Annotated in this window: 30 protein-coding genes; 5 read left to right on the forward strand and 25 right to left on the reverse strand. The window is 59.5% G+C overall.

All coding sequences use genetic code 11. The features are described from left to right. Nucleotides 1-25 precede the first annotated feature (25 nt). Both GG681_RS03250 and GG681_RS03255 read left to right on the forward strand, forming a co-directional pair. Nucleotides 26-877: a CgeB family protein gene (locus GG681_RS03250; RefSeq protein ID WP_153544993.1), complete on the forward strand. Its 852-nt coding sequence runs from the start codon at nt 26-28 to the stop codon at nt 875-877. Between the two features lie 41 nt (nt 878-918). Then, entirely contained in the window at nt 919-1,548 is a 630-nt protein-coding gene (locus tag GG681_RS03255; RefSeq protein ID WP_153544995.1) for a methyltransferase domain-containing protein, read from the forward strand. Between the two features lie 182 nt (nt 1,549-1,730). On the opposite strand, the gene cysE is transcribed toward GG681_RS03255, so the two are convergent. From cysE to GG681_RS03370, 23 genes are all read right to left on the reverse strand, one after another. Then, nucleotides 1,731-2,540 carry a serine O-acetyltransferase gene (gene cysE, locus GG681_RS03260; protein ID WP_153544997.1) on the reverse strand — a complete coding sequence of 270 codons (810 nt, stop codon included), beginning with the start codon at nt 2,538-2,540 and terminating at the stop codon, nt 1,731-1,733. Between the two features lie 319 nt (nt 2,541-2,859). Beyond that, nucleotides 2,860-3,222 carry a hypothetical protein gene (locus GG681_RS03265; RefSeq protein WP_153544999.1) on the reverse strand — a complete coding sequence of 121 codons (363 nt, stop codon included), beginning with the start codon at nt 3,220-3,222 and terminating at the stop codon, nt 2,860-2,862. A 249-nt stretch (nt 3,223-3,471) separates the two neighbouring features. Beyond that, complete coding sequence (locus GG681_RS03270) at nt 3,472-3,801, reverse strand: DUF7742 family protein (protein ID WP_194287128.1); 330 nt, start codon at nt 3,799-3,801, stop codon at nt 3,472-3,474. Nucleotides 3,802-3,811: 10 nt separating this feature from the next. Then, the gene (locus GG681_RS03275; protein ID WP_153545001.1) at nt 3,812-7,684 is read right to left on the reverse strand and encodes a baseplate multidomain protein megatron; all 3,873 of its coding nucleotides are present in this window, start codon (nt 7,682-7,684) and stop codon (nt 3,812-3,814) included. A gap of 5 nt (nt 7,685-7,689) precedes the next feature. Continuing rightward, nucleotides 7,690-8,133, reverse strand: coding sequence for an NlpC/P60 family protein (locus tag GG681_RS03280; RefSeq protein WP_153545003.1), 444 nt, complete (start codon nt 8,131-8,133; stop codon nt 7,690-7,692). Beyond that, nucleotides 8,130-8,984, reverse strand: a complete 855-nt coding sequence (locus GG681_RS03285; RefSeq protein WP_153545005.1) for a DUF2163 domain-containing protein — start codon at nt 8,982-8,984, stop codon at nt 8,130-8,132. Before GG681_RS03285 ends, GG681_RS03280 begins: the two co-directional genes overlap by 4 nt. Next, the gene (locus GG681_RS03290; RefSeq protein ID WP_153545007.1) at nt 8,981-9,613 is read right to left on the reverse strand and encodes a DUF2460 domain-containing protein; all 633 of its coding nucleotides are present in this window, start codon (nt 9,611-9,613) and stop codon (nt 8,981-8,983) included. The genes GG681_RS03285 and GG681_RS03290 overlap by 4 nt, the downstream gene beginning before the upstream one ends. Before the next feature lie 22 nt (nt 9,614-9,635). Further along, complete coding sequence (locus tag GG681_RS03295) at nt 9,636-10,286, reverse strand: phage tail tape measure protein (RefSeq protein WP_153545009.1); 651 nt, start codon at nt 10,284-10,286, stop codon at nt 9,636-9,638. 9 nt (nt 10,287-10,295) lie between these two features. Next, the gene (locus GG681_RS03300; protein ID WP_153545011.1) at nt 10,296-10,478 is read right to left on the reverse strand and encodes a rcc01693 family protein; all 183 of its coding nucleotides are present in this window, start codon (nt 10,476-10,478) and stop codon (nt 10,296-10,298) included. Further along, a complete protein-coding gene (locus GG681_RS03305) occupies nt 10,475-10,780 on the reverse strand; it encodes a gene transfer agent family protein (protein WP_328593243.1) in 306 nt (101 codons plus the stop codon). Before GG681_RS03305 ends, GG681_RS03300 begins: the two co-directional genes overlap by 4 nt. Before the next feature lie 8 nt (nt 10,781-10,788). After that, nucleotides 10,789-11,202: a phage major tail protein, TP901-1 family gene (locus GG681_RS03310; RefSeq protein ID WP_153545016.1), complete on the reverse strand. Its 414-nt coding sequence runs from the start codon at nt 11,200-11,202 to the stop codon at nt 10,789-10,791. Between the two features lie 40 nt (nt 11,203-11,242). Next, on the reverse strand, nt 11,243-11,665 hold the full coding sequence (locus GG681_RS03315) for a DUF3168 domain-containing protein (RefSeq protein ID WP_153545018.1): 423 nt from the start codon (nt 11,663-11,665) through the stop codon (nt 11,243-11,245). Beyond that, nucleotides 11,662-12,000: a head-tail adaptor protein gene (locus GG681_RS03320; protein WP_153545020.1), complete on the reverse strand. Its 339-nt coding sequence runs from the start codon at nt 11,998-12,000 to the stop codon at nt 11,662-11,664. The genes GG681_RS03315 and GG681_RS03320 overlap by 4 nt, the downstream gene beginning before the upstream one ends. Next, complete coding sequence (locus GG681_RS03325) at nt 11,997-12,578, reverse strand: head-tail connector protein (RefSeq protein WP_153545022.1); 582 nt, start codon at nt 12,576-12,578, stop codon at nt 11,997-11,999. The genes GG681_RS03320 and GG681_RS03325 overlap by 4 nt, the downstream gene beginning before the upstream one ends. Nucleotides 12,579-12,711: 133 nt before the next feature. Next, a complete protein-coding gene (locus tag GG681_RS03330; protein WP_153545024.1) occupies nt 12,712-13,842 on the reverse strand; it encodes a phage major capsid protein in 1,131 nt (376 codons plus the stop codon). Beyond that, nucleotides 13,839-14,381: an HK97 family phage prohead protease gene (locus GG681_RS03335; protein ID WP_153545026.1), complete on the reverse strand. Its 543-nt coding sequence runs from the start codon at nt 14,379-14,381 to the stop codon at nt 13,839-13,841. Before GG681_RS03335 ends, GG681_RS03330 begins: the two co-directional genes overlap by 4 nt. 23 nt (nt 14,382-14,404) lie before the next feature. After that, nucleotides 14,405-14,611 carry a GTA head formation protein, RCAP_rcc01685 family gene (locus tag GG681_RS03340; RefSeq protein ID WP_153545028.1) on the reverse strand — a complete coding sequence of 69 codons (207 nt, stop codon included), beginning with the start codon at nt 14,609-14,611 and terminating at the stop codon, nt 14,405-14,407. Continuing rightward, nucleotides 14,604-15,788, reverse strand: a complete 1,185-nt coding sequence (locus GG681_RS03345; RefSeq protein WP_153545030.1) for a phage portal protein — start codon at nt 15,786-15,788, stop codon at nt 14,604-14,606. The genes GG681_RS03340 and GG681_RS03345 overlap by 8 nt, the downstream gene beginning before the upstream one ends. A 183-nt stretch (nt 15,789-15,971) precedes the next feature. Beyond that, the gene (locus tag GG681_RS03350; RefSeq protein ID WP_194287129.1) at nt 15,972-17,336 is read right to left on the reverse strand and encodes a DNA-packaging protein; all 1,365 of its coding nucleotides are present in this window, start codon (nt 17,334-17,336) and stop codon (nt 15,972-15,974) included. After that, nucleotides 17,251-17,592, reverse strand: coding sequence for a hypothetical protein (locus GG681_RS03355; protein ID WP_235899698.1), 342 nt, complete (start codon nt 17,590-17,592; stop codon nt 17,251-17,253). Before GG681_RS03355 ends, GG681_RS03350 begins: the two co-directional genes overlap by 86 nt. A gap of 511 nt (nt 17,593-18,103) precedes the next feature. After that, entirely contained in the window at nt 18,104-18,649 is a 546-nt protein-coding gene (locus tag GG681_RS03360) for a VPLPA-CTERM sorting domain-containing protein (protein ID WP_153545033.1), read from the reverse strand. A gap of 94 nt (nt 18,650-18,743) precedes the next feature. Next, complete coding sequence (locus GG681_RS03365; RefSeq protein WP_153545035.1) at nt 18,744-19,142, reverse strand: rhodanese-like domain-containing protein; 399 nt, start codon at nt 19,140-19,142, stop codon at nt 18,744-18,746. Between the two features lie 83 nt (nt 19,143-19,225). Next, nucleotides 19,226-19,702: an Lrp/AsnC family transcriptional regulator gene (locus tag GG681_RS03370; protein WP_153545037.1), complete on the reverse strand. Its 477-nt coding sequence runs from the start codon at nt 19,700-19,702 to the stop codon at nt 19,226-19,228. 127 nt (nt 19,703-19,829) lie between these two features. On the opposite strand from GG681_RS03370, the gene GG681_RS03375 reads away from it, so the two are divergent. Next, on the forward strand, nt 19,830-20,288 hold the full coding sequence (locus tag GG681_RS03375; protein WP_214645129.1) for a DUF2000 domain-containing protein: 459 nt from the start codon (nt 19,830-19,832) through the stop codon (nt 20,286-20,288). Nucleotides 20,289-20,290: 2 nt separating this feature from the next. Here GG681_RS03375 and GG681_RS03380 read toward each other — a convergent pair whose 3' ends face one another. Continuing rightward, a complete protein-coding gene (locus GG681_RS03380; RefSeq protein ID WP_153545039.1) occupies nt 20,291-20,479 on the reverse strand; it encodes a hypothetical protein in 189 nt (62 codons plus the stop codon). Nucleotides 20,480-20,688: 209 nt separating this feature from the next. Between GG681_RS03380 and GG681_RS03385 the strand changes: the two genes are divergently transcribed. Next, nucleotides 20,689-21,540: an ankyrin repeat domain-containing protein gene (locus GG681_RS03385; RefSeq protein WP_194287130.1), complete on the forward strand. Its 852-nt coding sequence runs from the start codon at nt 20,689-20,691 to the stop codon at nt 21,538-21,540. A gap of 102 nt (nt 21,541-21,642) precedes the next feature. Continuing rightward, nucleotides 21,643-22,371, forward strand: a complete 729-nt coding sequence (locus GG681_RS03390; protein WP_153545043.1) for an ankyrin repeat domain-containing protein — start codon at nt 21,643-21,645, stop codon at nt 22,369-22,371. A gap of 76 nt (nt 22,372-22,447) precedes the next feature. Here GG681_RS03390 and rpiB read toward each other — a convergent pair whose 3' ends face one another. Then, nucleotides 22,448-22,897: a ribose 5-phosphate isomerase B gene (rpiB, locus tag GG681_RS03395; protein ID WP_153545045.1), complete on the reverse strand. Its 450-nt coding sequence runs from the start codon at nt 22,895-22,897 to the stop codon at nt 22,448-22,450. Nucleotides 22,898-22,899: the final 2 nt, after the last annotated feature.

Consider the following 22,899-nt stretch of genomic DNA (forward strand, 5'->3'; position numbering starts at 1 on the left):
ACTTTAGCAAACCGATGGGTCTCCAATGACGCCAAGTGCAAACAGCTACAATGTGGTGCAGATCAAACCAGAGGGCTATGTCCACGCATCCGCCTTTGATGAAATCGCAGAAGGGGTTGCTGCGGGCATTCGCGAACTGGGTCATAACGTTGGCCAAAGCTTCAATGCCTTTGATCCCAATTGCATCAATATCGTGCTGGGTGCCCATCTGCTGCAACCCGATACCATTGATCTGCTGCCCGCCAATACAGTGATCTACAATTTTGAACAGCTCCACAAAGAGGGCTGGTTCATGAGCTCGGGCTACCGCGCCTTTATGGAACGGTTTCAGGTCTGGGACTACAGCGCGCATAATCTCGACTTTCTCACAGGCTTCGATCTGAACCATGCTCCCAGACTGGTAGAGCTTGGCTATAGCGACGCCCTGAAGCGCATCCCCCGCGCTGACCTGCAAGACATCGATGTGCTGTTTTACGGCTCCACCAATGAACGCCGCCTCAAAGTGTTGCAGGATCTGCAATCGGCAGGGTTGAATGTACAGCTTTTGCAGGGCGTCTACGGTGCCCAGCGGGATGCCTTTATCGCCCGCGCCAAAGTGGTGCTGAATATGCACTTCTATGACACCAAGATCTTTGAACTCGCCCGCGTCTCATATCTGCTGGCCAACGAAAAAGCCGTGCTAAGCGAATACCACCCGGGCACCCATATGGATGCGGCGCTGAAACAGGCGCTTTGCCTCGCGCCTTACGACGGTCTGGTGGACGCCTGCCTTGAGCTCGTGCGCGATGACACCAAACGCCGCGCCTTTGAGCAGGCCGGGTTTGACGCGTTTTCCCAGATGAAACAGGCAGATTACCTCAAACCGGTGCTGCACTGATCCGCCACACCCGCCAAATTCCACGACAGAAGGTCTCCCAAATGGAACATTCCCCCTCCGCCTTTGGTGAAAACGTCACCGCCGTGCCAAAGCTGTTGAACATCGGCAGCGGCAAAAACTTCCGCGAGGATTGCGTCAACCTCGACATTCTTGACTATTGGAGCCCTGACATCCTGGCTGATCTCAGCCACAAGGATCTGCTGGGCCAGAACTTTGAAACCGATCGTTTTGGGGCACTGACGCTGCAAAAAGGCATGTTTGATGAAATCATCTGCAACGATGTGATCGAACATATCCCCGATCTGCTGCCTGCAATGACCAACTGTCTCGACATGCTGCGCGTGGGCGGCAATTTCAACATTCTGGTGCCTTATGATCTGTCGTTTGGTGCCTGGCAGGATCCCACCCATGTGCGCGCCTTCAATGAGCGCAGCTGGAACTATTACACCGACTGGTTCTGGTATGTTGGCTGGACCGAAGCGCGCTTCCACCTGCGTCAGATGAATTTCAACATGTCTGAAATCGGCCAGAAACTCCTGTCTGAAGGCATGGACCAAGAGGTGCTGATCCGCACCCCGCGCGCAATCGATTCCATGTCGGTGGTGCTGGAAAAACAGCTGCTCTCCGATCAGGACAAACTGGTGCTGGAACACCACCGCAAACGCGGCTGATCCGCGGTTTTCAGATATCTTTACAGCAGGCAGCCTTATAAAAGGGCTGCCTGTTTTGCCTCTGGCGCACCACGATCGTCGTTTTGCACCAGCTAGCTGCGCGCCTTAAACCAACATCCGCAGTCTGGCGCGCAGGGCACCGGTAACAGCACAATCAAGGCATTCAAATCCGAAACCGCGGCTTACTCGCGCCCGCTCACCAGCTGGTTCATGCTGATTGCAGGCTGGCTGCAGCCCGCTTCGCCGACAATCTTTGCAGGCACACCCGCAACGGTTTTAAACGGCGGCACTTCCGACAACACAACCGAGCCCGCAGCAATGCGCGAACATTGCCCCACTTTGATATTGCCGAGCACTTTGGCCCCGGCCCCAATCAGTACCCCATCGCCAATTTTCGGGTGACGGTCTTCTTCTTCCTTGCCGGTCCCGCCCAGAGTCACCGAATGCAGCATCGACACATTGTCGCCCACCACAGCAGTTTCGCCAATCACGATGGAATGGGCATGGTCGATCATAATGCCACGCCCCAGACGCGCCGCCGGGTGAATATCAACGCCAAAGATTTCCGATATCCGCATCTGGAAGAAATAGGCCAGATCATAATCGCCCCGCGTATAGAGGTGATGCGCCACACGGTAAGCCTGCACCGCCTGATAGCCTTTGAAATAAAGGATCGGCTGCAGCAGACGATGGCAGGCCGGGTCGCGTTCAAACACGGCGCTAAGATCGGCGCGCGCCGCCTCAACCAGCTCTGGATTGTCCTGATAGGCCTGATCAACGATTTCGCGCAGGATCACCATCGACATTTCATTGGAGCAGAGCTTGGCCGACACCCGATAAGACAGCGCTTTGCCCAGGGAGGCATGGTGCAGGATACAGGCATGGATCAGCCCGCCCAGCAGCGGCTGGTTTTGCACGGCAGCTTCTGCTTCCGTGGTGATCTGCGCCCAAACGGGATCAACAGTGGTAAGAGCGGTGCGCGTTTGGGACATTTCGGGTCTCCTGCTTATACGCTGTTCCAGACCTGCGGCCATGTGGTTACTATCGTTTTGATGCCCTCAAGCGGTTGCAATCAGGCGGGTTTTATCTGTCCAACAGCGTCGCAGGCCACAAGAACCTGCTGGCGCCGGACAGAATAGATATCCTAACCATCTAAGCCACAGAGTACCAAACGCAATCCCGTGATGCGACCTATTTCAAAAAATGATCGATTTCGTGATCGGATATTCAACGGAAACATCCCATCGCGCCAACACGTTACAGAAGCGATGACCAGTTACAGCCCCGCTTCAACCAGCGCAAAACGCCAGATCAATCCACAAACGGGGTCGAGCCATCCCAGCCACCCGGCGCAGTCGAATGCGCAGGCGCTACAGATTGCACCGGGGCCACAGAACCGTAGCTGCTAACCGGAGCACCACCACCGCAGCGCCCGTGGAAATCCAGCCCCGAGGCACTGGGGGAGGTCACAAGCGTTGCAGCGCCATTGCCATGACAGGCCTGCGCGCGGATTTCGGCCTCGCTCCAGGCCGGGCCTGCGCTGCCGCTGAACGTGCCATCCGCATGTTGGTTAAACCGCAATTCATTCACCTGGGTCGCGCCGCCACCACAGGCCGACAGACCCGCTGCCAAACAGCCAACCAAAGGCAGCACCACTGCAAATCTCTTGCTCATAAATCTCTCCAATATCTTTTGGGGACGTCCTTTAGCCCCTGCGCATCTGTTCCCAGGCCTCACAATCACCAGCCCGTCGCGCAAATATCTACACACTCAAAACGATAGTCACCTTGCCGCCACACCGCCAGCCCCAATGCGCCACCGCTTTGTTTCAAAATGACAAACACCCGCAGTGCCATGCAACGATACCGCAGGCCCGGCGTTTCGGATCGCGTTTCGCTATGTCTATGAACGCGGCTGCTTCAGCTATTGCGACGCGCCAAGCAACTCTTTTGACTGCTGCATACCTTGGGTGGCGTGATCATCCCCCCGGCCCATGGCCTGCAACACCAGCTGCTGACAGATGATATAGCTTGGATCATCCAACTGAGGCTCCGGTGCCAATGGGTAGCGCCGCGCTGCCGCATTCAAACTGCCATCGCCCCATTGCGGATGCAGATGGTTAAACCGCGCCGCATAGGTTTCAGCCATACGCGCCGCCTGAAAGATCGCCGCGCAAAGTGGTTCTCGCTCTGACGGGGCCGCCAGCAACAAGGCCCGTGCCACCGCGTTCATGTCGCCCGGTAAGATCCTCATGGCAGCACCCTCATGCCAGCACCAGACGCGTCACAGCCCCCGCCCCCCAAAGCGCCGATATCTGTGCAACCTCAACGACATCACCGGCCATCGCACCATCCGCAACCTGCGCCGCCTGATCATACTGCCAGTTGGGCGTGCTGACCTCCTCTTCGCGCAGCAGGGTTTCACCGCGCAAAATCCGCAGCCGATAAGCTTCGCGTTCTTCACCCAATGGAACCTCAGGCAGATCCCAATCATCACCGCCAATCCGTGTGCGCCGGATCCAGCTCAGCGTCAGATCCGCACCTATGGCCGCATCCGCGCGCAGATGCACCACCGACAATGGCCTGAGCCCGCGGCCTTCAAACGCCTCAACCACATGCACATATGAGGGATCATCATAAGACCGGCGCGCAGCCCCGATGCGGTAGTGGCGCGCCACCCGGCGTTGATCAAGCGTCAGATCCAGCTGCTGCGGCACCCCATTGAGCAAGACCACCTGCGACCCCACGGGCCATTCCGGCAACATTTCCGCTTCACTGCCCGCCTGCCCGCGCAGACGGCGACGAATAAGATAGGTATTTGGCGCGATGAGTTCGGCGCTGGCAAATTGCAGCACCTCCCAGTTGCGGCCATCGCCAATCGCCAGCACATTGCCGCCATTCAGCACCGCCTGATCATTGATGCTTTCTAGGCTGCCGCCATAAAGCCGCACCTCAAGTGCCGCGCCCATATCCCAGCGACCGGGGCGCGCCGCGTGCAGAACGCTTTGGCTTTCGCCGACAATCGATGCCTCAGCGATGACCTCGTCGAGGCGATAATCGCTGTCCTGCGCTGCGCTGTAGATCGCCACCGAACCGGGCCAGGGCCGCGCCGAAAGCGCCACATGCGGCGCATGGGGCACCTCATCGCCGCGCAACAAGGGCAGATCCAGAAACAGCGGCAGCACCGGCACCGGCGGGGCAAAGCGGTTGATCCCCGGCAGTTCTTCGGCCACCTGCGCCGGGGTGTATATTTCGGGCGCGATGCGCACGGCTTCGACCTCTTGTGCGGTGCCGATCGACACCCGATCAATGCGGTAACGCGCGCCGTCCAGTTCAACCACATCACCCGCGCCCAGATGCAACATCGAGGGCGGCAAGGTCATCGTCACACTGTCGCGCGCCACCCGCGCCTCTGCCAGCCAGCGTTCAACCGTGGTGCGGGCCTCAGCGCGGGTTAAGGCAATCGGCAGCTCATTCTGGCTGACGGCATGGGTGACCTCATCGGGCAGTACGGCTTCTTCGGAAAGGACCGCATGATCACCGCCCCATTCGGCAAAACGCAGGCGCACGCGCCCGGTCATCTCGGCCTCGCTGTCGCGGCTTTCGGCCTTTACTGCGCCCTCACCCGCCACAAGACGCGCAGGATCAATCACTTCAGGCCGCAACCCATCGCGTTTTTTGAACCGCAAAACCCCGTCGCGTTCTATGGCATCAAAGCCGTGCTGCAACATCAGCGGCTGTAACGCCGCCCGCGCCGCGCCCACATCACGCACGCCGTAGCCGCGCACCAGCCCGTATAGATCGCTTGTGTCCAGATCGACCACATCAGCGCCTGCGCAGATCTCAGCCACCACCTCGGCCAGGGGGCGCTGGCCCACGCGCCCATTCAACCAATGGCCACGGGCGTAATTGTCGCCATCGCTCCAGACATCAACCGCATTGGGAAAGGTGGGAAACGGGCGCGCATCCCAGGCCCAGACAAAGGCGCGGCTCATGTCGAGCATCGGCGCCTCATAGATTGCGGACACCGGGTTATGATCGCGCCAATAGCCCACCAGCGCACGCAGGTATTGCAGCTGAATGAGATCATCACGTTGCCCGGTGGAATATTTCGGCAGGCGCGATTCCGAGCTTTTGGGATCAAGGAATTTATTGGGCTGATTGGTGCCTTTATCAATCGCAGCGCAGCCAAGTTCGGTAAACCAAATCGGTTTTGATTGCGCCACCCAAGGGGTAGCATTTTCCTGACGCACACCCCCGATGCGTTCGTGATGGGGGTTTTGCCACCAGGCGCGAATATCCTTGTAACGCCAGATCCACGGTTCATCATGGGCACCATCGGTAATCGGCGTGCGGATCTGCGCGGCCTCGGCCTCGGGCGAATGGTAGAACCAGTCGTAACCTTCACCGCCTTCTACGTTGCTGCGCAGATAGTCGAGATCATAAATCGCGCCCGCTTCCGCGTCGCGATGATCCTCACCTTCGCGCCAATCCGACAGCGGCATGTAGTTGTCGATGCCGATAAAATCCACCTCGGCCCACAAGGGATCCAGATGGAAATAGCGATCCCCTTCGGGGCTTTGATAGCCCCAATATTCGCTCCAATCGGCGGCGTAGCCCAGTTTGACGTCTTCGCCCAACAGGATACGCACCTGGCTGAGCAGCCCCCGCAACCCCTGCACAAACGGAAACCCATCCGCGCCGCGGATCTGGGTCAATGCGCGCAGTTCTGATCCGATACAAAAACTATCAACACCCCCCGCCGCCGCACATAGCGCCGCGTAATGCAGGATAAAGCGGCTAAAGCTCCACTCCTCCGGGCCGCTATAGCTGACCGTGCCATCCGCGACGCTGAAATCACTGGCCGTCACCGTGCCCAGAAACGCGGCAACCTCGCTGTCGGCCAGCGCGGTTTGATCCGGGCTGCCTGCACGCCCCGGTGCCTCTGATAGCGTAATGCGCCCGCGCCAGGGCAAGGCAGGCTGATGGTCCGCGCCGCTCCAGGGATCCGGCAAGCCATTCTCAGCCTGCTGATCCATCAGGATGAACGGGTAAAACATCACCGCCTTGCCCTGTGTGTTCAGATGCTGAATCGCCTGAATGACCGAGCGATCCGCGGGCGTGCCGCCATAAATCGGCCGACCCTCATCTTGCGCAATCACTGGTGCATCGGCGCGTGCAAGCCCCGACACTGCCCAGGGCATTGATCCATCCGCCTCACCCTGCTCCACCTTCGGTTCAACCCGGCAGTGGCCACAGCGCAGATCGCCGCCAAACCAGCTGACCACCAATGACACCGCGCCGCAATTTGGCAGCTCTTGGCCCAATGTGGCGATGGAGGTCACCAGATCGGTCTCACCGCTGTGGGAATGGCTGTTCACCGCGTCTTTTTCACCCTTGGACCGTTCCAGCCACACCGGATCTGTCGCCAACGCATATTCACCGGTGCCGGGCACCAGCGCGACGCCTTCAATCAACTGCGGCAGATCCAGATCATAGGTATCACTGCCGGGCTGCGCCGCGCGCACGACTTCAAATGAGAACTGCGGCACCCGGTTGCCAAAGCGTTCAAGCTGCAGATCTTCCAGCACCACATAGGCAGTGCCGCGATAGGCGGGCACCTCATCGGCGCCTTCCACCGCTTCGATCAGCGCATCCGGCAATTGATCCACGCTGCCCGGATACCAGCGCATATTCAGATCCTTGGGCGCAACCTCTTCGCCATCGGCCCAGACACGCGCCACGTCCAGCACTTCGCCTTCACACAGGGCAATCGCCAGCGACACGCTGTAACTGTACTGCGTGACTTTGGGCTGTTTGGGCCGCCCCTTGCCACCCCCGCCCGAGGTCGAGGCGGTTTCCAGAAAATCCGAGGCCCAGATCACCTGTCCACCCACCCGCATACGGCCGTAAACCTGCGCCACCGTGGCCCCTTCGCTGGCTTCGCTGATGCGAAAACGGTCGACGCGCCCGGTTTCGATTGCATCAGACCCGCGCCCCATAATGCGTTCGTCAATGGCGCGCCCCAGCGTGGCACCAATCGCGCGGCCAATCACCACCGATGACAGCCCCAAAGCGGTGCCACCCACCGCGCCACCAATCGCGGCCCCTGCCGCCGAAAGAAGGATCGTCGCCATCGTTGTTACTCCTGTTCTGGAAAGGCAAAGCGCGCCACAATCCGGCGCTGCCACGGCAGGCTCAGCGCGTTTTCAACAACGCCATGCCCCTGATAGGAATGAATAAACCGCGCGCTCGCGCCGCAGCGGATTTGCAGGCCCAGGTGTTTTGCCACCGCACCCTCGCGCATGCGAAACAAGATCACATCACCCGCGCGCGCCTGTTCAATGGGTTTCGCCGCCAGATGGCGCAGCGCCGCCTGCCACAGGCGTTCATCCCCCTGCGGTTCGCTCCAATCGCGGCTATAGGCGGGCGGCAGCTCAGGCTCATGCCCATAGAGCGCGCGATAAATGCCGCGAATAAGCCCCAGACAATCACAGCCCGCACCGCGCTGGGACGCCTGATGCACATAGGGCGTGCCAAGCCAGAGGCGAGCCTCGGACACAATCGAAGTTTGCGGGATACTCATCTGCGGCTGCCTCCGCTGTTTTGATTGTCACGACGCGGCACCGCCACCAGCCAATCTTCGCGGGGAATGTCAGGAAAGCCCTGATAATTCAGCAGGTTGTTGAACTTGAGCTTGCAGGTCTTGAACCGTTTGTCACAGCCCGCTTCAAGCCGGATCAGCGCCCCCGGTTCAATATCTGCGCCCAAAGGCTCCCATAGGGTGATTTCGCGCTGCATAGGCGTTGTGAGATCGCGTTTTATTGCCCCCCACAGACCATCAGATGTGCGCAGCACCCCGCGCGAAAACCATTCCGGTTCAAAGCCAGGTAATAGTGGCAGAATGAATGTCTGGCGCTCGCGCACCTCAACCAGCTGGGCCTCGGCCCAATAGCCCGGCGTGTTCACATCAAAGCCACAGCTGCGATCCCCCAGCACCGCGGTACAAGGCGTCTGATAAATCCGCCCCTGTGGCCGGTTTAGCCGATCCGTCAGCCCGCGTAATTCTGCGCGAAACTGGCCATCTTCGCGGCTGATTTCACCGATATAGCCGCGAAACTGCAGCTGGCGTTCATCGGGGTTTTGCCAGTTTACCAGCCAGCTCAGCACCTCGGCCTCATCGTAATAGCCGGCCGCAATATCACGCTCACGCACCGCAGCTGCACTGAGCGCGCCAAGCGCTTCGCTGTTGTCAACCGACAGCCCGGTGCCCTGCTCCAGCTGGCGCGCGCTGAGGCCGGTATCGGCGCAAAATTTCAGCCCGTCGAAATTCAGATCACAATCATGATCGGTGAACCCCAGCTGCACCCCATCGCGGCGCGTGATCGCCCAGGCACGGCACAGGGTGGTGGTGGCGGCTTCAAGATGCGCTCTCATACGCGTACCTCGACGACGGGCACATTGGGCGCTTCTCCGGCCTGAAATGAGGCCACGCTGGTCTGAATGCGGTCAGTGTCAAACCGCACCGGCACGTCAAATTCAAACCCTGCCACGATTTCAACCCCAACCTCGGGCGCAAGACTAAAGGTAATCTCGCCCGTGTTGATATTCAGCGTGTAATCAATGCTTTCCGCCTGCTCATCCTCATGGATGCCCACCCGCACCGTGCCCGGAACCGGTTTCACAATCGGGCGCGCATAGCTTTGCTCGCCAGAACGGTAGTGTTTCACCAGCTGAAACTGCCGCGTCACCCCATCACCGGTGCCAATCACCTGATCGCGGTAATGCACATCGCGATCCACGGGCGCGGATTTGAAATCAGACCAGTCTTTCCAGCGAAAGCCATAAACCTGGCCCTGGCGGGCTTCAAAAAACGCAATCAGCGATTCAATATCCGTCAGCGACCTTAGCCCCAGCCCCGCATCATAACGCCTGCGCGAATGGGCCCAGGGGGTGTTGCGCTCTTCAAACCCATTGGCAAGCGTGACCACATCGACCCGCCGCTCTGGCCCACCAACTGAACCAAAGCTGAGCGAGGCAGGAAAACGAATATCGTGGAAATTCATAGCATTACCCTCCTGTTTGAAATTATCTGTTGCGCGATCCGCGCGACAGCGCCCGGCTCAGCTGCGCGGCGATCTGGCCCTGGCTGCGCTGAAACCCCTGCACGTCGGGCGTCTGGATGTTCATCACAACCGTGGGCGCCGCGCCGCTCGCGCTGCGCACCCCCAGCGCACCATCGGCACCGCGCGCCAAGGGCAAGATCGCCTCGGGGCCTGCTTCGCCCATCAGACCTACACCGCCGCGCATGGGAAAATGCGTGGGGCCATTGACCACGCCGCCGCGGGCAAAGGGTGTCACCCGGCCCTGACTGAACGCCGCGCCATCGGCAAAAGGCAGGATGTTTCCAATCAGCCCCGTCAGCCCATCCGTGAGCAAGCTGCCCGCCCGGTTTGTCACCGGGCGCACGGCGGCGTTATAGGTGGTACGGATCACGGATTTCGCAACAGTTTCAAGCGCATCCGACAAAGACTTACCATCAAAAACCAGCCCTTCAAACGCACGTTTCAACCCCTTTGACAGCCCCCGTTCCAGGGTGCGCGCATCATCACCGGTGGCCGCAAGTGCTGCCCGCACGCGGGTGAGTTCGCTGTCAAATGTGGCGGCCATATCCGCCGCTCCGCCAAGGGATTTTTCCAAAGCCTCAGCGCTCAATTCTAATGCGGTGATCTCTTCCATATCGCTCTCCTATGTTTTGGGATCCGGGAAGGCTGTCATCAGCTCCATGAGCCGGGCGCGATCCATTGGCGCGGCGGGTGGCGGACCCAGCATCAGCTGCAATTCCGCAGGCGTCAGCGCCCAGAATTGATCTGGGGTCAGCCGCAATTGTGCCAATCCCAGATGCAGCAAAGCAGGCCAGTTGAAACTCATGACGTGAACGCCCGCGCCAGCAATTCAGCCGCGGCACGGGTTGCAGCCATTGGCCCGCCCTGAATGTCAGCACCCGCAAGGGTCGCGGCGCTGATATCAGCACCGCCGCCTTGCAGACCTGCGCGCAAAAGCGCCATCAGATCATGGGCGGAAAAAGCATTGTTTTCAAACCTCTGCACCAGGTTGATCAGACTGTCTTCGCCCAGATCATGTTCCAGCGCCGCCAAGGCCCCCAGCGTCAGCCGCATCACATGTTCGCGCCCATCGAGCACCAGCGACACCTCACCGCGATGGGGGTTCACCGGGCCGCTCATGACGCTACAAAGCTCAGCGCGCCGGCGCTTGCGAGGCTGAGTTCATAGGTGGCTTCGCCGTTGTGGCTGCCCGCATATTCCAGCGCGGTCACCTGAAACGGGCCTGCGACAGTGCCAAAGTCCGGGATCACCACCTGAAAATCGGGCACTTCGCCATCAAAAAACAACTGGCGCGCGCGCGCGTCGGTATCCGCATCGCGAAACACGCCTGACCCCGATATCGACGCCGAGCGCACGCCAGCCCCGGCCAGCAGCTCGCGCCAGCCGCCCTGGCTTTCGAGGCTGGTGATATCAACGCTTTCGGCGTTGAAACTGATCCGGGTGGCGCGCAGCCCCGCGATGGTTTCAAAACTGCCATCACCTGTCATATCCACCTTAAGCAAAAGATCCTTGCCGTTCTGGGCCGCCATTTTGCATCTCCTTATGGTTAATTTGCGTTAACTCTTACGACTAAACCGTTGTTATTGCGCGATCATCCACATGAAACCGGAAGCGCAGCGATACCTCGCGGCCGCCGGATTTCAGGCTGCGGGCATAGGCGCGATCAAACCAGCAGCCGCTGATTGCGCCGCGTGTCATCACCATGTTGCTGCCAAGAATGGCGTCGCAGATCGCGCCAGCCGCCTGTTTTGCACCCACAAATCCCGCGCTTTCGCTGATGACGCGGATGGTGACCAGATAGAGCGTGGCGCTGTGGGTTTTGTCAGACCTGTCGCGCGCCTCTTCAGTACCGATCAGCGCGTAAATCGCCGGTAGGCTGCCGCTGGGGAGCGCGTCATAGATATGGCCAGACAGCACTGAGGACACCGCGCTATCCGATTGTAATGCATCATAAATTGCCATTTGCAGCGCAGCTGATGTTGCATAGCTCATAGCGCGACCTCCTCAACCGCGAAACAGGTGAGATAGCGCCCGGCGCTGTCGGCATCGGCGACGGCCTGGATCAGAAACCGGCGCGTGCCCTCGATCAGATATTGATCGGCGCGCGGGCGTTCCGCGCTGCCCATGGGCGCGGCGCGCACGGTGATGCGGTAGCGCTGCAACGACAGTGCTGCGCCGTTTTGGGCAGCGTTGCGCCCGGTCAGCGCATGCAGGCTGCACCAAAGCTCACCCAGGGTGACTTCCTGTTCCACAAACCCGCCCGCCCCATCGGGGGTGCGATTGTTGCTGACCAGCTGCATCAGCCGGTTGAGATTGACCTGTTTCATGTCTGAGCCCCCAGTCGCAGCACCCGGTGACGGGCAATCAGCGCTTCAACGCCATAGGGAAAACGCGGGTGAAAACTAGCGTCGCGGTGTTCATAGAAATAGGCCGCAAGCTGCAGCACCGCCTGGCTAAGATCACCGGGGAGCGCGTCAAATTCTGCCGCCAGGCCAGCACTCAGATCGATGCGCACAAGCCCGTTGCGCGGCACCGATGGCAGGCAGGCACCATGGGCGATCAACATCGGTTTTTGCGCATCCTGTTGCAGATGGAACCGGGTCGCGGTGGTTTCGCGCCCTTCATCATCAATCAGCGTCAGCGCGGTGATTTCAGTGACCGGTGTCAGCGGCAAAGGTTCGCGCGCCCCATCGCGCCAGGCGCTGAGGGTAATGGAAAAATCACGTTGCAGCAGTACCTTGCTGATCTTGGCTTCAATCGCGGCGAGGCTTGCGCGCAGAAAACCAATCAGCAGCGCGTCCTGCAGGCTATTGGCAGCGAACCCACGCCCCAGCCGCAAATGGGCCTTAAAGGCATCAACAGGCAGGGCCGCATCGGGGATTTGGGTGCGTTCGGTCACGATCATGGCGTCTGGTCTCCGTTTCGGGGATAGGCGGCGCGCATCAACATTGGTCTGGACGGTTTGGGTGCAGCGGGACCAATGACAGCAATGCGCGCCGACCGACGGGAACGGGCTGCCGCCCCCGTCATTCAGCACCTTAGGAGGTGCCGAATTTCAGCAGTTTGATGGCGGCAAAATCGCTGACGTCGCCGCCGACGCGTTTGGTGGCATAAAACAGTACATGGGGTTTCGCGCTAAAGGGATCGCGCAGCACCCGCAGGTCTGGGCGTTCGGCGATGGTGTAGCCTTTGGTGAAATCGCCAAAAGCAATCGAATAGCTGTTGGTCTCCACGTCCTGCATGTCTTCGGCGATCAGCACGGGATAGCCCATCAGCCGCGCCGGTTCACCCGCCGCCAGCCCATCAGACCAGAGAAAGCGGCCATCGCCGTCTTTCAGTTTGCGCACCATGCCAGCGGTTTTGGAATTCATCACAAAGGTGCCATTGGCGCGGTATTCCGCCCCCAGCGCATAGACCAGATCAACAATTGGGTCGCCGCTGGGCAATGCGCCATCTGCGCCGGTCACCACATAGCCGATATTGCCCCAGCTCCAGCTGTCGTCTGCCACTACCGGGTGCTGCAGCAGGCCGGTGGGTTTGTCATCGCCATCACCGTTGATAAAGGCGGCAGCTTCGGCACGGGAAAACGTGTCGGCAATGCGACCTGCAAGCCAGCCATCAATGTCAAAGGCGCTGTCATCCAACAGGCGCTGCGACACCTTTGGCAGCGCGGAAAGTTCGTGAATGGGGATGGCGATGCGTTCGATATTGCCGGTTGAGGTCTCGGCAAAGCTGCCGGTTTCTGAGGCCCAGCCTGAACCCATTTCGGCGTGATCCACCAGCACATCATATGAGCTGGCTTCGACCTGAACCACCGCCGCAATAGAGCGCAGCGAAGCCGAGGAAGACAGCACCGCGTTGACGGTTTCCGAAGTCACCGGATCCACCAGATAGCCGCCATCGGTGTTGACGGCGGTCGACAGCGCCTTGCCTTCAAATTCAAGACCACGCAGCGGTGTGTCGTCGCCGGTGCGCAGATAGGTGTCAAAGGCCTTTTGATGCGGGGCCTCAGCAGTGATCGCAAGCTGTGGGCGGTTCAGGTGACGATTGGTTTGATCCAGCATGGTCATACGCTCATGTGTTTGTTGCAGTTGGGATTTCACGTCGCGCTGCAGGGTGTTGATTTGGTTCACAAATCCATCCAGCGCCTGGTCAAGGTCTTGGCTCATGCTGTGGTCTCCTCATGCTTGAGCTTTTGGGTGGCCCGACGCAGCGCCTGCGCCAGGGTTTGGCTGGTTTTGGTGGCACCCACCCGAGCTGTGGGCAGCATTGGGAAAGTGACCAGCGACACCTCCCAGAGGTCGAGTTCTTGAAGCTGGCGTGCGCCATCCGGGCCACGGGATGATTTCACCGTGCGATAACCGATCGAGAGGCCATCAAGGGCGCCCGCAGTGATCAGCGCCGCTGCCTCAGCGCCCTGTCGGGTTTCCGTGAGGATGCGGCCCGAGACGTATAATCCGGTGTCGTCTTCATGGATCTGATCCCAGACGCCGATGGGCTGGGCCGGGTCATGCTGCCAGAGCATTTTGACCTGCCGCCCCTCGGATTTCAGCCGGGCAAGTGCTGCGCTATATGCGCCTTTCATCACCTGATCGCCGCCCTGATCGACCTCATCAAAACGCGAGGCGTAGCCTGCAATGGTGCTGTCATCGGTGATGGCCAGGGGCGCTGAGGCGTATTTCAGCTCAAGCTGGGGTGAAAATTGCATGAGATACTCCGTGTAATGCGTTGTTAAGGTGTGATAATGAAGGATTGAAACGCCTGCGCGAGGATGACTGCGGCGACGCCGTAAACCGTGAGCCAGAGGCGTTTTTCCAGCCGCTCCATCATCTGTTCAATCCGGTCCAGACGGCGGCTCAGCATGTCGTGTTGCAGCTGGTAGATCCGTTCATGGGCAGCAAGGCGCAGGTCGGTTTCAAAGGGGGCAAAATCATCCATCACCCTGCTCCTCCATCATCTGTGCAGGCAGGCCCAAGAGGTGGCGTTTTTCTGCATCTGTCAGAAATTCCGCATCAGAAATGCGCCGCCACTGGGCCTCACGTTCGGCGGCCAATGCAGGCACCTGATCGAGATCGGGCATCAACTGCAGCGGGCTGCCCTGATGGCGCGACAGCCAGTCCGCAAGGGCGGCGGTGACGCGGGTGGCCAGTGGCAGCACCGTGAGGCGGTAAAAGGCGCGATTGGCCTCTTGGTAGTTGGCGTAGGTGGCATCGCCCTTGATCCCCATCAGCATCGGCGGCACCCCAAAGGCGAGCGCGATTTCGCGGGCGGCGGCGTCTTTGGTGGCCTGAAACTCCATGTCAGAGGGCGAAAACCCCATCGGTTTCCAATCCAGCCCACCCTCAAGCACCATGGGCCGGCCTGCGTTGCGCGCGCCCTGGAAGCTTTCGGAAATCTCATCCGAGAGGCGGCGGAATTGTTCGTCGCTGAGGCTGGCATCACCATCGCGCCACACCAATGCGCCAGAGGGGCGCGCCGCATTGTCCAACAGCGCCTTGGACCAGCGCGAGGCGGCATTGTGCACATCCACCGCCACTGCTGCCGATTGCAGCGGCGAAAACCCGTAGTGATCATCGAGCGGATGGAAATTGCGGATGTGGCAGATCGGACTGTGGGCGCCGGCGTCAAAGCGGTGTTTGCGGCCCGCAACGGTGTAGTCATAGCCCGTGGGCCAGCCATCGGCACCGGGCACCACCCGCAAGCGATCAGAGCGCAGCACATGTAGTTCAGCGGGGAGTTCTGGCGGCAATTCGGGGGGATTTCTGTCGCTGATCGCGGCCTCAACAAAGGCGTCACCTGACAGCAGGAGCTGGCCATAGAGCGTTTCCAGAAATTCCGCTCGCCCCTGCGCCGGGTTGGGCCGTGTGATCAGCATGAGCATCGGGTGGTTTTCATAGCGGCGCAGGCTGTCTTGCAGCACGAGCGGCAATGCGGCGGCGGCCTCGGCGATCAGTTTTACAGCGCGAAACCCCACCGGGTTGGCCACAAACCCGGAGCGCACCAAAGACGTGGTATCACGGGCGCTGAACCCCGGCGTGAGGCCCGCATTGATCAGCCGCGCCGTAGCGCTGGCCTTGGTTTCGCGAAGGGGGTCTGCGGGTCGTTTGAACAGCATGGGCCTTGTCTCCCGAGGCTTTGAATGAAGCGTGGGATCAGCCTGAGCCATGGGTTCTAACAAGATCCTGACGGGGCGTGCGCTGGGGTGGCAACACCTTGTTAACCACGACAGGTAATGCGTTGTTTTAAATGCGAAACGGCCCGCGAAAGCAGGCCATTTCAGGTGTTGCATTGGGGTGTTTTACAGGCTGCGCGCGCGGGGTCGCGAGATGTTTTGCGAGGGCTCTACCATCAGTTCCGTGAGCGCCCAGACCAGCGCATCCAGCCGGTCAGGCGATCCCTGCCCCTGATAGCCCTGTGGCGTCATCTGGCACATCTGATCCTCAAGGCTTTGCAACCCCGGCAGATGGCGCACCTTGCCCTGCTCATAAAGCATCGCCACCGGTTCGGCGCGGGCTGATTTGCCTTTGCTGGCGTGGCGCGCCTTGAACGGCGCAAGCGGCGCCACCTGGCGGATCACCGTTTCCACCAATGCGCCGCCCTGATTGACCTCGGCGATGATGCGATCGGCGTTGTGCTCTTCGGCGGCAGTCACCGCTGCCTGCGCCCATTCCAGCGGGCTGGCACCCGTGACAGTGTGATCGGCCAGCACATAGGCGCGCCAGTCTTTTACCAGCCCGCGCGTGTCGGCCCCCACCACCAGAATGCCACAGGCGTCAGAGCGCGCGTGATGCGACACCGCCGGATCCACCGCCACCACCACACGGCTGAGTTTGGGACGGCGTTTAACCTGCAGCGCCATCAGCTGTGCGGTGGACCAGAGCGCGCCTTCGACATCGCCCAAAAGCATCCCCTCCAGCTCTTGTTGGCCCAGACGGGTGCCGCCATACCGCGCCTGAACCTCAGTGAGGAACGAGGGCGCGAGATTGGCGGCGTTCACGTCGGTTGCGGCGCGGGTCTGAACCGTTGAGGGGCTTTCAAGCAGCGCGCGCAGCACAGAGACATTGCGCGGTGTGGTGGTGACGCAGACCTGCGGCTGATCGCCAAGCCTGAGGGCAAATTGCAGCATGTCCCAGCTGTCTAAGCCCTTTTTCCATTTGGCCAGCTCATCCGCCCAGGCGGCATCAAATTGGGGGCCGCGCAGCGCCTCGGGATCATGGGCGGAGAACGCCTGCGCCTCGGCCCCATTGGGCCAGATCAGGCGACGCTCGGACGCTTTCCACTGGGGGCGGCGATCTGGCGGCGAACAGGCGAGAATGCCGCTGTCGCCAAAGATCATCACATCGCGCACCTGATCATAGGTTTCCCCAATCAAGGCCACCCGACGCGCGCGCCCCGGTGCCAGCGCGGTGGATCCTTCGACCTGGGCACGCAGCCATTCGGCCCCGGCGCGGGTTTTACCGGCCCCGCGCCCGCCCAGAATGACCCAGGCGCGCCAATCGCCCGGTGGCGGCAATTGATGCGGCATCGCCCAGAAGGAAAATTCATAGGGCAGCGCGGCATAGGTTGCGCCTGTGAGTTCATTCAGGAAGCGCGCTGCCTGGATCCGTGGCGCGCAGGCGAGCCAGTCGGCTGTGGATCTCGGCGCGCACGGATTCAAAATCATAGGCGGCTGTTGGGGCATCTGTGCGGATGAGGTTGTTTTGGTCGACAAGGGTTTTCTCCACCTTCTGGCAATCACGGATCAGGGTTTCGAGCTTGTTGATCTGGGGTTTGACCCCGGCGGTTTCGGGGTTGATGTCATGCTGGGCTGCAAGTTCAGCGCGCAGGGTTTCGGCCTCATTGCGCAGCGCCAGAATACTGTCATGGAGCGAGCGCAACAGATCGGCGGTTTTGCCGACAAGGGTTTCGGGGGTTTTCATGAACAAGGGATCCAGTTGGAGCCGTAATTGGCCCGGATGTCCCGTCCCGGACCATGGGGTTCATGGTGCGGTCTGCCCGATGAGATTAGCACGAAGCAGTTGAAAAAGCGATATTTTCCGAGTTTCAGGCGCGCGGTGGGTTAAGGAAATTCACCCAAGGGTGCGCAGGGATGGCAACAGCGTGCCAAAAGCGGCGAAACCAGCGCGTCCTAATGGCGCGCGCACTGCAACGGGCGTGCCCACAAAGGTCATGATACGCGCGGCCCTGGCTTGGGCCGCAACTGTGGTGCTGGTCAGATCAACCGTGGGCTCAAATCGGATTTTCGCGAAATTCACCTTTGCGCGGGCGCGCGTGGACCGCCAGTCCACCCCGCCCGTTGAGACAGGCGATGGTGGCACGTCGCAAAACGCTTGGAGAGCGCGAACGAGGCAGTGTGGCCGTTTTACGCAAGACAAAACGGCCCCCGAAACACCGCTGCGGCGTTTCGAGGGCCGTTTCAAAGCGCAGCCGTTAGCTGCGCTGTTTGCGGCGGCGCAGTGCGCCAAGCCCAAAGACCCCCAGGCCCAGCAAACCCGCAGAGGCCGGCAGCGGCACAGCTGCTACAGAAGCCGTATCAAAAGTGATCGTGCCGGAGATATGGCTGATATAATCCACGGCGTCGTTAGGATTGAACAGCAGGTAGAGCTGGCCATCGCTGATCATGTTGGCAAAACTTGCATTTGCAATGGTTGCGCTGCCGGTCTGAGACTGCGAATTGTCCGAATGGGCGTGATCATTTGAAAAATTAAATGAGTCATTTGCCTCAATGCCATCAAAGATCCGACCAAGGCCGAGCCCATCAACCGTGATGTCGAGGTATTCGTGGAACCCGTTGAAATCACCCCTTACCGTCAGGGATAAAACAGCGTCACTGGTGGTTGTTGTGGGCGGGACTGAGATGTTAAAGTCGATACCGCGGCCCAGGACATCTGTGCTTCCTGGGCCAAAATTGAGGGTGGCAGCCTGCGCCGCGCTTGCAGCTGCAAACAAGAACGCTGCGGTTGCGATCGTTTTCATGAAAAATCCTTACACTTAAAATGGTAACAAGATCGTGAAGATCAATCTTAAGTTAACATTAGGTGGCAGGCATATCAATTTTTAAGGATCGTGCTTAGGCTACTTTTTCGACCGGGCCACCGGCTTTTTCCCAGGCGGTGAAGCCGCCTTCGATATGGGCGACGGGGCCAAGGCCCATGTCTTGGGCGGCCTTCGTCGCCAGTGCCGAACGCCAGGCGCTGGCGCAGTAAAACAGATAGGTCTTGTCCTGATTAAAGACCTCTTTGTGGTATGGGCTGTCGGGATCGATCCAGAATTCAAGCATGCCGCGCGGGCAGGAAAATGCGCCGGGGATCTTGCCGGAACGTTTCAGTTCACGCGGATCGCGCAGATCCACCAGCACGTGATCGGCGCTGTCGACAAGTTTCAACGCCTCAGCAAGCGGCATGGTGGTGATCTGGGCATTGGCCTCGGCAACAAGGGTTTTGATGCCTTTGGTGATGGTCTGGGACATGGGGGCTCCTGTGTGTGTGTTGCAATAGATCAGAACCCGGGGGCAAAGGTTCAAATCACAAGATGCTGATCGAAGGGAATTGTCTACAGCATGGGCCAGCCTTCAAAGGGTTTGATTTCTTTTAGGGAGAAATTGCTGGTCATCGCCTTGATACCGGGCATGCGGCGCAGGTGGGTCATGGAGAAATCCGCGTAGTCATCCAGGTCACGACACACCACATGCAACAGGAAATCAGCCCCACCGCCAATGGAATGGCACATGACGATTTGCGGATACTGCGCCACCGCCTGTTCAAAGGCTGTGGCCTCTTCGTCGGAGTGGGTGTCGATCTGGATCGACACAAACACCAGCACCCCTAGCCCCAGCCGTTTGCGATCCAGAACCGCGCGGTAGCCCTGCACATAGCCCTCCTCTTCGAGGCGGCGGGTGCGGCGCCAGCAGGGAGATGTGGACATGCCGGTGGCCTCGGCGAGATCTGCATTGCTGAGCCGCCCATCGGCCTGCAACGTTGTAAGGATGCGCCGATCCGCATCATCAAGCCTGTCGCGATCCTGTGTCATCCGGAGACGTTCTACCTGTTTTAACCTTATGTGCGGTAGGTTCTGCCGGATTTTGGCAAATCGCAAGGAAATTCGATAAAGAATGTGCGCACTGCCTGTGTTTGTCTCACGCCAAAAGGAGTGCGTGATGACGATTACACAAGAGATTGCAATGGCTGCACCGCTGCGCGGCACCGGGGATCTGAGACTGGCGATTGTGCTGTGGCCGGGGCTGTCGACGGGGTTTTTGGCCAATACTGCCGCCACCATTGGTGCAGGGCTTGGCGCGGCACATCCGGGGGTTGGTTCGGTCAGGCTGCGCGACAAAGTGGGGGTAGAGACGATGAATTCTGCCGATCGCCCGATCCCGATCCTGCAGGCGGACCCGGATCAGCTGCGCAAGCTTCTGGCAAAGGTACAGCAGGACCCTGAAGGGCTGAGCGTGGTGGTGTTTCCGGAATTTGCCCGCAGGCTGCATACATTTGCCGAATATGAGGCAGAGCTGCAAAACCGCGCCCTCGATGAGGTCATGCTGGATGGGATCGGCCTGTGCGGCCCGGCAAAGCGGGTGAAATCGCTGACCGGCGCGCTAAAGCTGTTGCGGTAAATCTACTGCGCCTTGAGACACGTGCGCAGATCCGCGTTGTAGCGTTTGAGCGCGTTCCATTTGTAGCCTTTGGCGGGGAAATACACCTCTTTGAGCGCCAGCGCCGGATCAATCGTTGTGATGAAGTTTTGCAGTTTCACAAACTCTGCCTCAGCAACGCTGAGCAATGCGGTTTTATCTGTTGCTGGCATCGGCTGCCCTCCTGCAATCAGCATAGTTATGCCTGCAGGTTTGGGGATTGTGCCAGATCAAATGACCTATGAACATCAACCCAGCACTTTTTCCGAGCACATCACAAGGATCAACACATCGGCTTGGAGCCTTACTTTTGTCAGGTTTAGAAGAAAGTATCCAACACACCACCATCAGTGAGGCACAAGCCCTCCGAAGGTTGAAACGGATGCGCATTGAAACCGAAATTATTAAAACACTGCTGAGGTTTTCAGACCTTAATGGCCAGAGTTCCGCGCTTCAACAGCAGCTGACGCAGCTCTTGCGGCGTTATTCAGATGGAATGAGCCGCGATCAGTATCAACGCTATTCCCACCTTGCAGGTCTTTATGTGGAGCTGCATCACACACGATGCCAATTGGCAGTGACTTCAGACATAGATGACCCAAACCAGCGTAACGCACTGCTGTCGAAGATCGCTCAGTTACAAAAGCAGCTTGATGAGGCCATCGAGTTTCGAAACACCTGTTTGGCGGCTCAAGAACTCTGTCAGGCAAACTCATTTGAAGATTTTTGCAGGCTGCTGCCCCAGGTGCGTCTTGATCGGCTCCAGGGGCGAGCCCCGGGAAAACACTCCTGCTTCCCATTGATTTGGGCAATCTCTGCGCGTGAAAAACCACTGGAGCGGGTTCAGATGATGGTTGCTGCTGGTGCGCGCCTTGATTTGACAGATCGCCTTGGGGCAACTGTGCTGCATGAGATGGCCGCAATGAAGCGCAAAGCCGCGGTGCGATTGCCAATCCTGCGGTTTCTGAGGTTACAGGGCGCTGACCTTGAAGCGCGTGACCTAAAAGGGCGCACTCCGCTGCACATCGCGCTGGACCGCGGCAGCATAGAGGATGTGTCCTTTTTTCTGGATGCGGGGGCCCGTGTACATGAGGGGGACCTTAATACAGCCGTCCGTGAACCGGCCAAATTGCAACTGCTGCTGCGCCATATCGACCATGATGACGCCATGGTGAGCACAGCCCATGGGCTGACTGGCTGGCTGGAGGGGGAACTCTATGAGGCGCGCCAATAAGCGCAGGAGGCTATCAGAAAAGGCTACAAGGGCGCGTTTCATCAACACATTGTACGCAACCTCGAAGAAAGCCACCGGTTAATCACGGCCCTGCCGGGGCCGGTGTCACAGGAAACAAAACTGACCTGGGGGCAAGCGCCGGCAGCGTTTCACGCACTCAAAGCCGCTGATACGCTGCAGGCGTTTCGCGCCGCGCTCAAGCGTGTTGACATCACCAGCTATGATCCCGCGGGGGACCACCCGCTTCATTGGGCCATAAGGGCTGATAGTGACCGGCTGCAGCGCCTGTGGCTGATGCTATTGGCGGGGGCCTCTGCACGGGAGTGCGGAGCACAGGACGCGCCACTGCATGTGTTTGCAACAACGAAACGGCGCGATGAAAACGAACAATTCTCACTGGCACAAATGTTGGTGCAGGCGGGCGCGGACCTTGAGGGGCTGCAGCATGACGGCCTGACGCCCCTGGCCTGTGCGATACGGCAACGGGGCGTGTTTGAGGCACGGGCGTTATTGCGGCTTGGAGCAGACCCGAATGCGACATCACCCTGCTGGATCGCTGCAAGCGATCAACAGGTCAGCGCCCCGCTGTTATTTGGCGCATCCGAAGATGTAAGGATCTTCAAAGATATGCTTGATCATGGGGCGGATCCAACCCTGTGCAGTCATCAAGGACAGTCTTTGGCTGACTATCTAGATGCGGAAATCCATCACCTGCAAGATGAGTTGAATGATATGGGCATCTCCCAAAACCTGCGTCGTCGCCTCAAACGCAGTGCATCAGCCCTGACCAAATCGCGTGATCTGCTGCAGACAAGGTTGGGTGGTGATTGATTGAAACGAATGTGATTTTGCGGCTGGTGGCGAGGCGTCACACAATAAGGTACGCCCCGCAGGTAAGGTGAAGGGTTTAGCCTTCGATCTCGGTGATCATGTCAACGCGCTGGCCGTGGCGGCCGCCTTCGAATTCGGCGTCGAGGAAGGCGTCGACGATTTCAACCGCGAGGCTTTCGCCCACAACACGCGCGCCGATGGACAGCATATTGGCGTTGTTGTGTTCGCGGGTCATTCGGGCGGAGAACGGTTCAGAGCAGACACCGCAACGGATGCCTTTGACCTTATTGGCGGCCATCATGATGCCTTGGCCGGTGCCACACAGAATAATGCCAAGATCCGCCTCACCGGCTGCAACCGCACGTGCCGCTGCTTCGCCGTGTTTGGGGTAATGGGTGCTTTCGGGCGTTTGGGGGCCGATGTCGGACACCTCATAGCCTTTGTCAGCGATATGTTTGGCAAGGGTCTGGCGCAGATCAATGGCGGCGTGATCGCTGGAGAGAACGATACGTTTGGCGGTGCTCATAA

This window comes from Tritonibacter aquimaris (assembly GCF_009617595.1).
Lineage (GTDB): Bacteria > Pseudomonadota > Alphaproteobacteria > Rhodobacterales > Rhodobacteraceae > Epibacterium > Epibacterium aquimaris.

Excerpts from the sequence above, each read along its gene's own strand:
- GG681_RS03250 (WP_153544993.1), top strand. The coding sequence starts at position 26 with ATGACGCCAAGTGCAAACAGCTACAATGTGGTGCAGATCAAACCAGAG.
- GG681_RS03255 (WP_153544995.1), top strand. The coding sequence starts at position 919 with ATGGAACATTCCCCCTCCGCCTTTGGTGAAAACGTCACCGCCGTGCCA.
- cysE (WP_153544997.1), bottom strand. The coding sequence starts at position 2,540 with ATGTCCCAAACGCGCACCGCTCTTACCACTGTTGATCCCGTTTGGGCG.
- GG681_RS03265 (WP_153544999.1), bottom strand. The coding sequence starts at position 3,222 with ATGAGCAAGAGATTTGCAGTGGTGCTGCCTTTGGTTGGCTGTTTGGCA.
- GG681_RS03270 (WP_194287128.1), bottom strand. The coding sequence starts at position 3,801 with ATGAGGATCTTACCGGGCGACATGAACGCGGTGGCACGGGCCTTGTTG.
- GG681_RS03275 (WP_153545001.1), bottom strand. The coding sequence starts at position 7,684 with ATGGCGACGATCCTTCTTTCGGCGGCAGGGGCCGCGATTGGTGGCGCG.
- GG681_RS03280 (WP_153545003.1), bottom strand. The coding sequence starts at position 8,133 with ATGAGTATCCCGCAAACTTCGATTGTGTCCGAGGCTCGCCTCTGGCTT.
- GG681_RS03285 (WP_153545005.1), bottom strand. The coding sequence starts at position 8,984 with ATGAGAGCGCATCTTGAAGCCGCCACCACCACCCTGTGCCGTGCCTGG.
- GG681_RS03290 (WP_153545007.1), bottom strand. The coding sequence starts at position 9,613 with ATGAATTTCCACGATATTCGTTTTCCTGCCTCGCTCAGCTTTGGTTCA.
- GG681_RS03295 (WP_153545009.1), bottom strand. The coding sequence starts at position 10,286 with ATGGAAGAGATCACCGCATTAGAATTGAGCGCTGAGGCTTTGGAAAAA.
- GG681_RS03300 (WP_153545011.1), bottom strand. The coding sequence starts at position 10,478 with ATGAGTTTCAACTGGCCTGCTTTGCTGCATCTGGGATTGGCACAATTG.
- GG681_RS03310 (WP_153545016.1), bottom strand. The coding sequence starts at position 11,202 with ATGGCGGCCCAGAACGGCAAGGATCTTTTGCTTAAGGTGGATATGACA.
- GG681_RS03315 (WP_153545018.1), bottom strand. The coding sequence starts at position 11,665 with ATGAGCTATGCAACATCAGCTGCGCTGCAAATGGCAATTTATGATGCA.
- GG681_RS03320 (WP_153545020.1), bottom strand. The coding sequence starts at position 12,000 with ATGAAACAGGTCAATCTCAACCGGCTGATGCAGCTGGTCAGCAACAAT.
- GG681_RS03325 (WP_153545022.1), bottom strand. The coding sequence starts at position 12,578 with ATGATCGTGACCGAACGCACCCAAATCCCCGATGCGGCCCTGCCTGTT.
- GG681_RS03330 (WP_153545024.1), bottom strand. The coding sequence starts at position 13,842 with ATGAGCCAAGACCTTGACCAGGCGCTGGATGGATTTGTGAACCAAATC.
- GG681_RS03335 (WP_153545026.1), bottom strand. The coding sequence starts at position 14,381 with ATGCAATTTTCACCCCAGCTTGAGCTGAAATACGCCTCAGCGCCCCTG.
- GG681_RS03340 (WP_153545028.1), bottom strand. The coding sequence starts at position 14,611 with ATGGATGATTTTGCCCCCTTTGAAACCGACCTGCGCCTTGCTGCCCAT.
- GG681_RS03345 (WP_153545030.1), bottom strand. The coding sequence starts at position 15,788 with ATGCTGTTCAAACGACCCGCAGACCCCCTTCGCGAAACCAAGGCCAGC.
- GG681_RS03350 (WP_194287129.1), bottom strand. The coding sequence starts at position 17,336 with ATGATTTTGAATCCGTGCGCGCCGAGATCCACAGCCGACTGGCTCGCC.
- GG681_RS03355 (WP_235899698.1), bottom strand. The coding sequence starts at position 17,592 with ATGAAAACCCCCGAAACCCTTGTCGGCAAAACCGCCGATCTGTTGCGC.
- GG681_RS03360 (WP_153545033.1), bottom strand. The coding sequence starts at position 18,649 with ATGAAAACGATCGCAACCGCAGCGTTCTTGTTTGCAGCTGCAAGCGCG.
- GG681_RS03365 (WP_153545035.1), bottom strand. The coding sequence starts at position 19,142 with ATGTCCCAGACCATCACCAAAGGCATCAAAACCCTTGTTGCCGAGGCC.
- GG681_RS03370 (WP_153545037.1), bottom strand. The coding sequence starts at position 19,702 with ATGACACAGGATCGCGACAGGCTTGATGATGCGGATCGGCGCATCCTT.
- GG681_RS03375 (WP_214645129.1), top strand. The coding sequence starts at position 19,830 with ATGACGATTACACAAGAGATTGCAATGGCTGCACCGCTGCGCGGCACC.
- GG681_RS03380 (WP_153545039.1), bottom strand. The coding sequence starts at position 20,479 with ATGCCAGCAACAGATAAAACCGCATTGCTCAGCGTTGCTGAGGCAGAG.
- GG681_RS03385 (WP_194287130.1), top strand. The coding sequence starts at position 20,689 with ATGCGCATTGAAACCGAAATTATTAAAACACTGCTGAGGTTTTCAGAC.
- rpiB (WP_153545045.1), bottom strand. The coding sequence starts at position 22,897 with ATGAGCACCGCCAAACGTATCGTTCTCTCCAGCGATCACGCCGCCATT.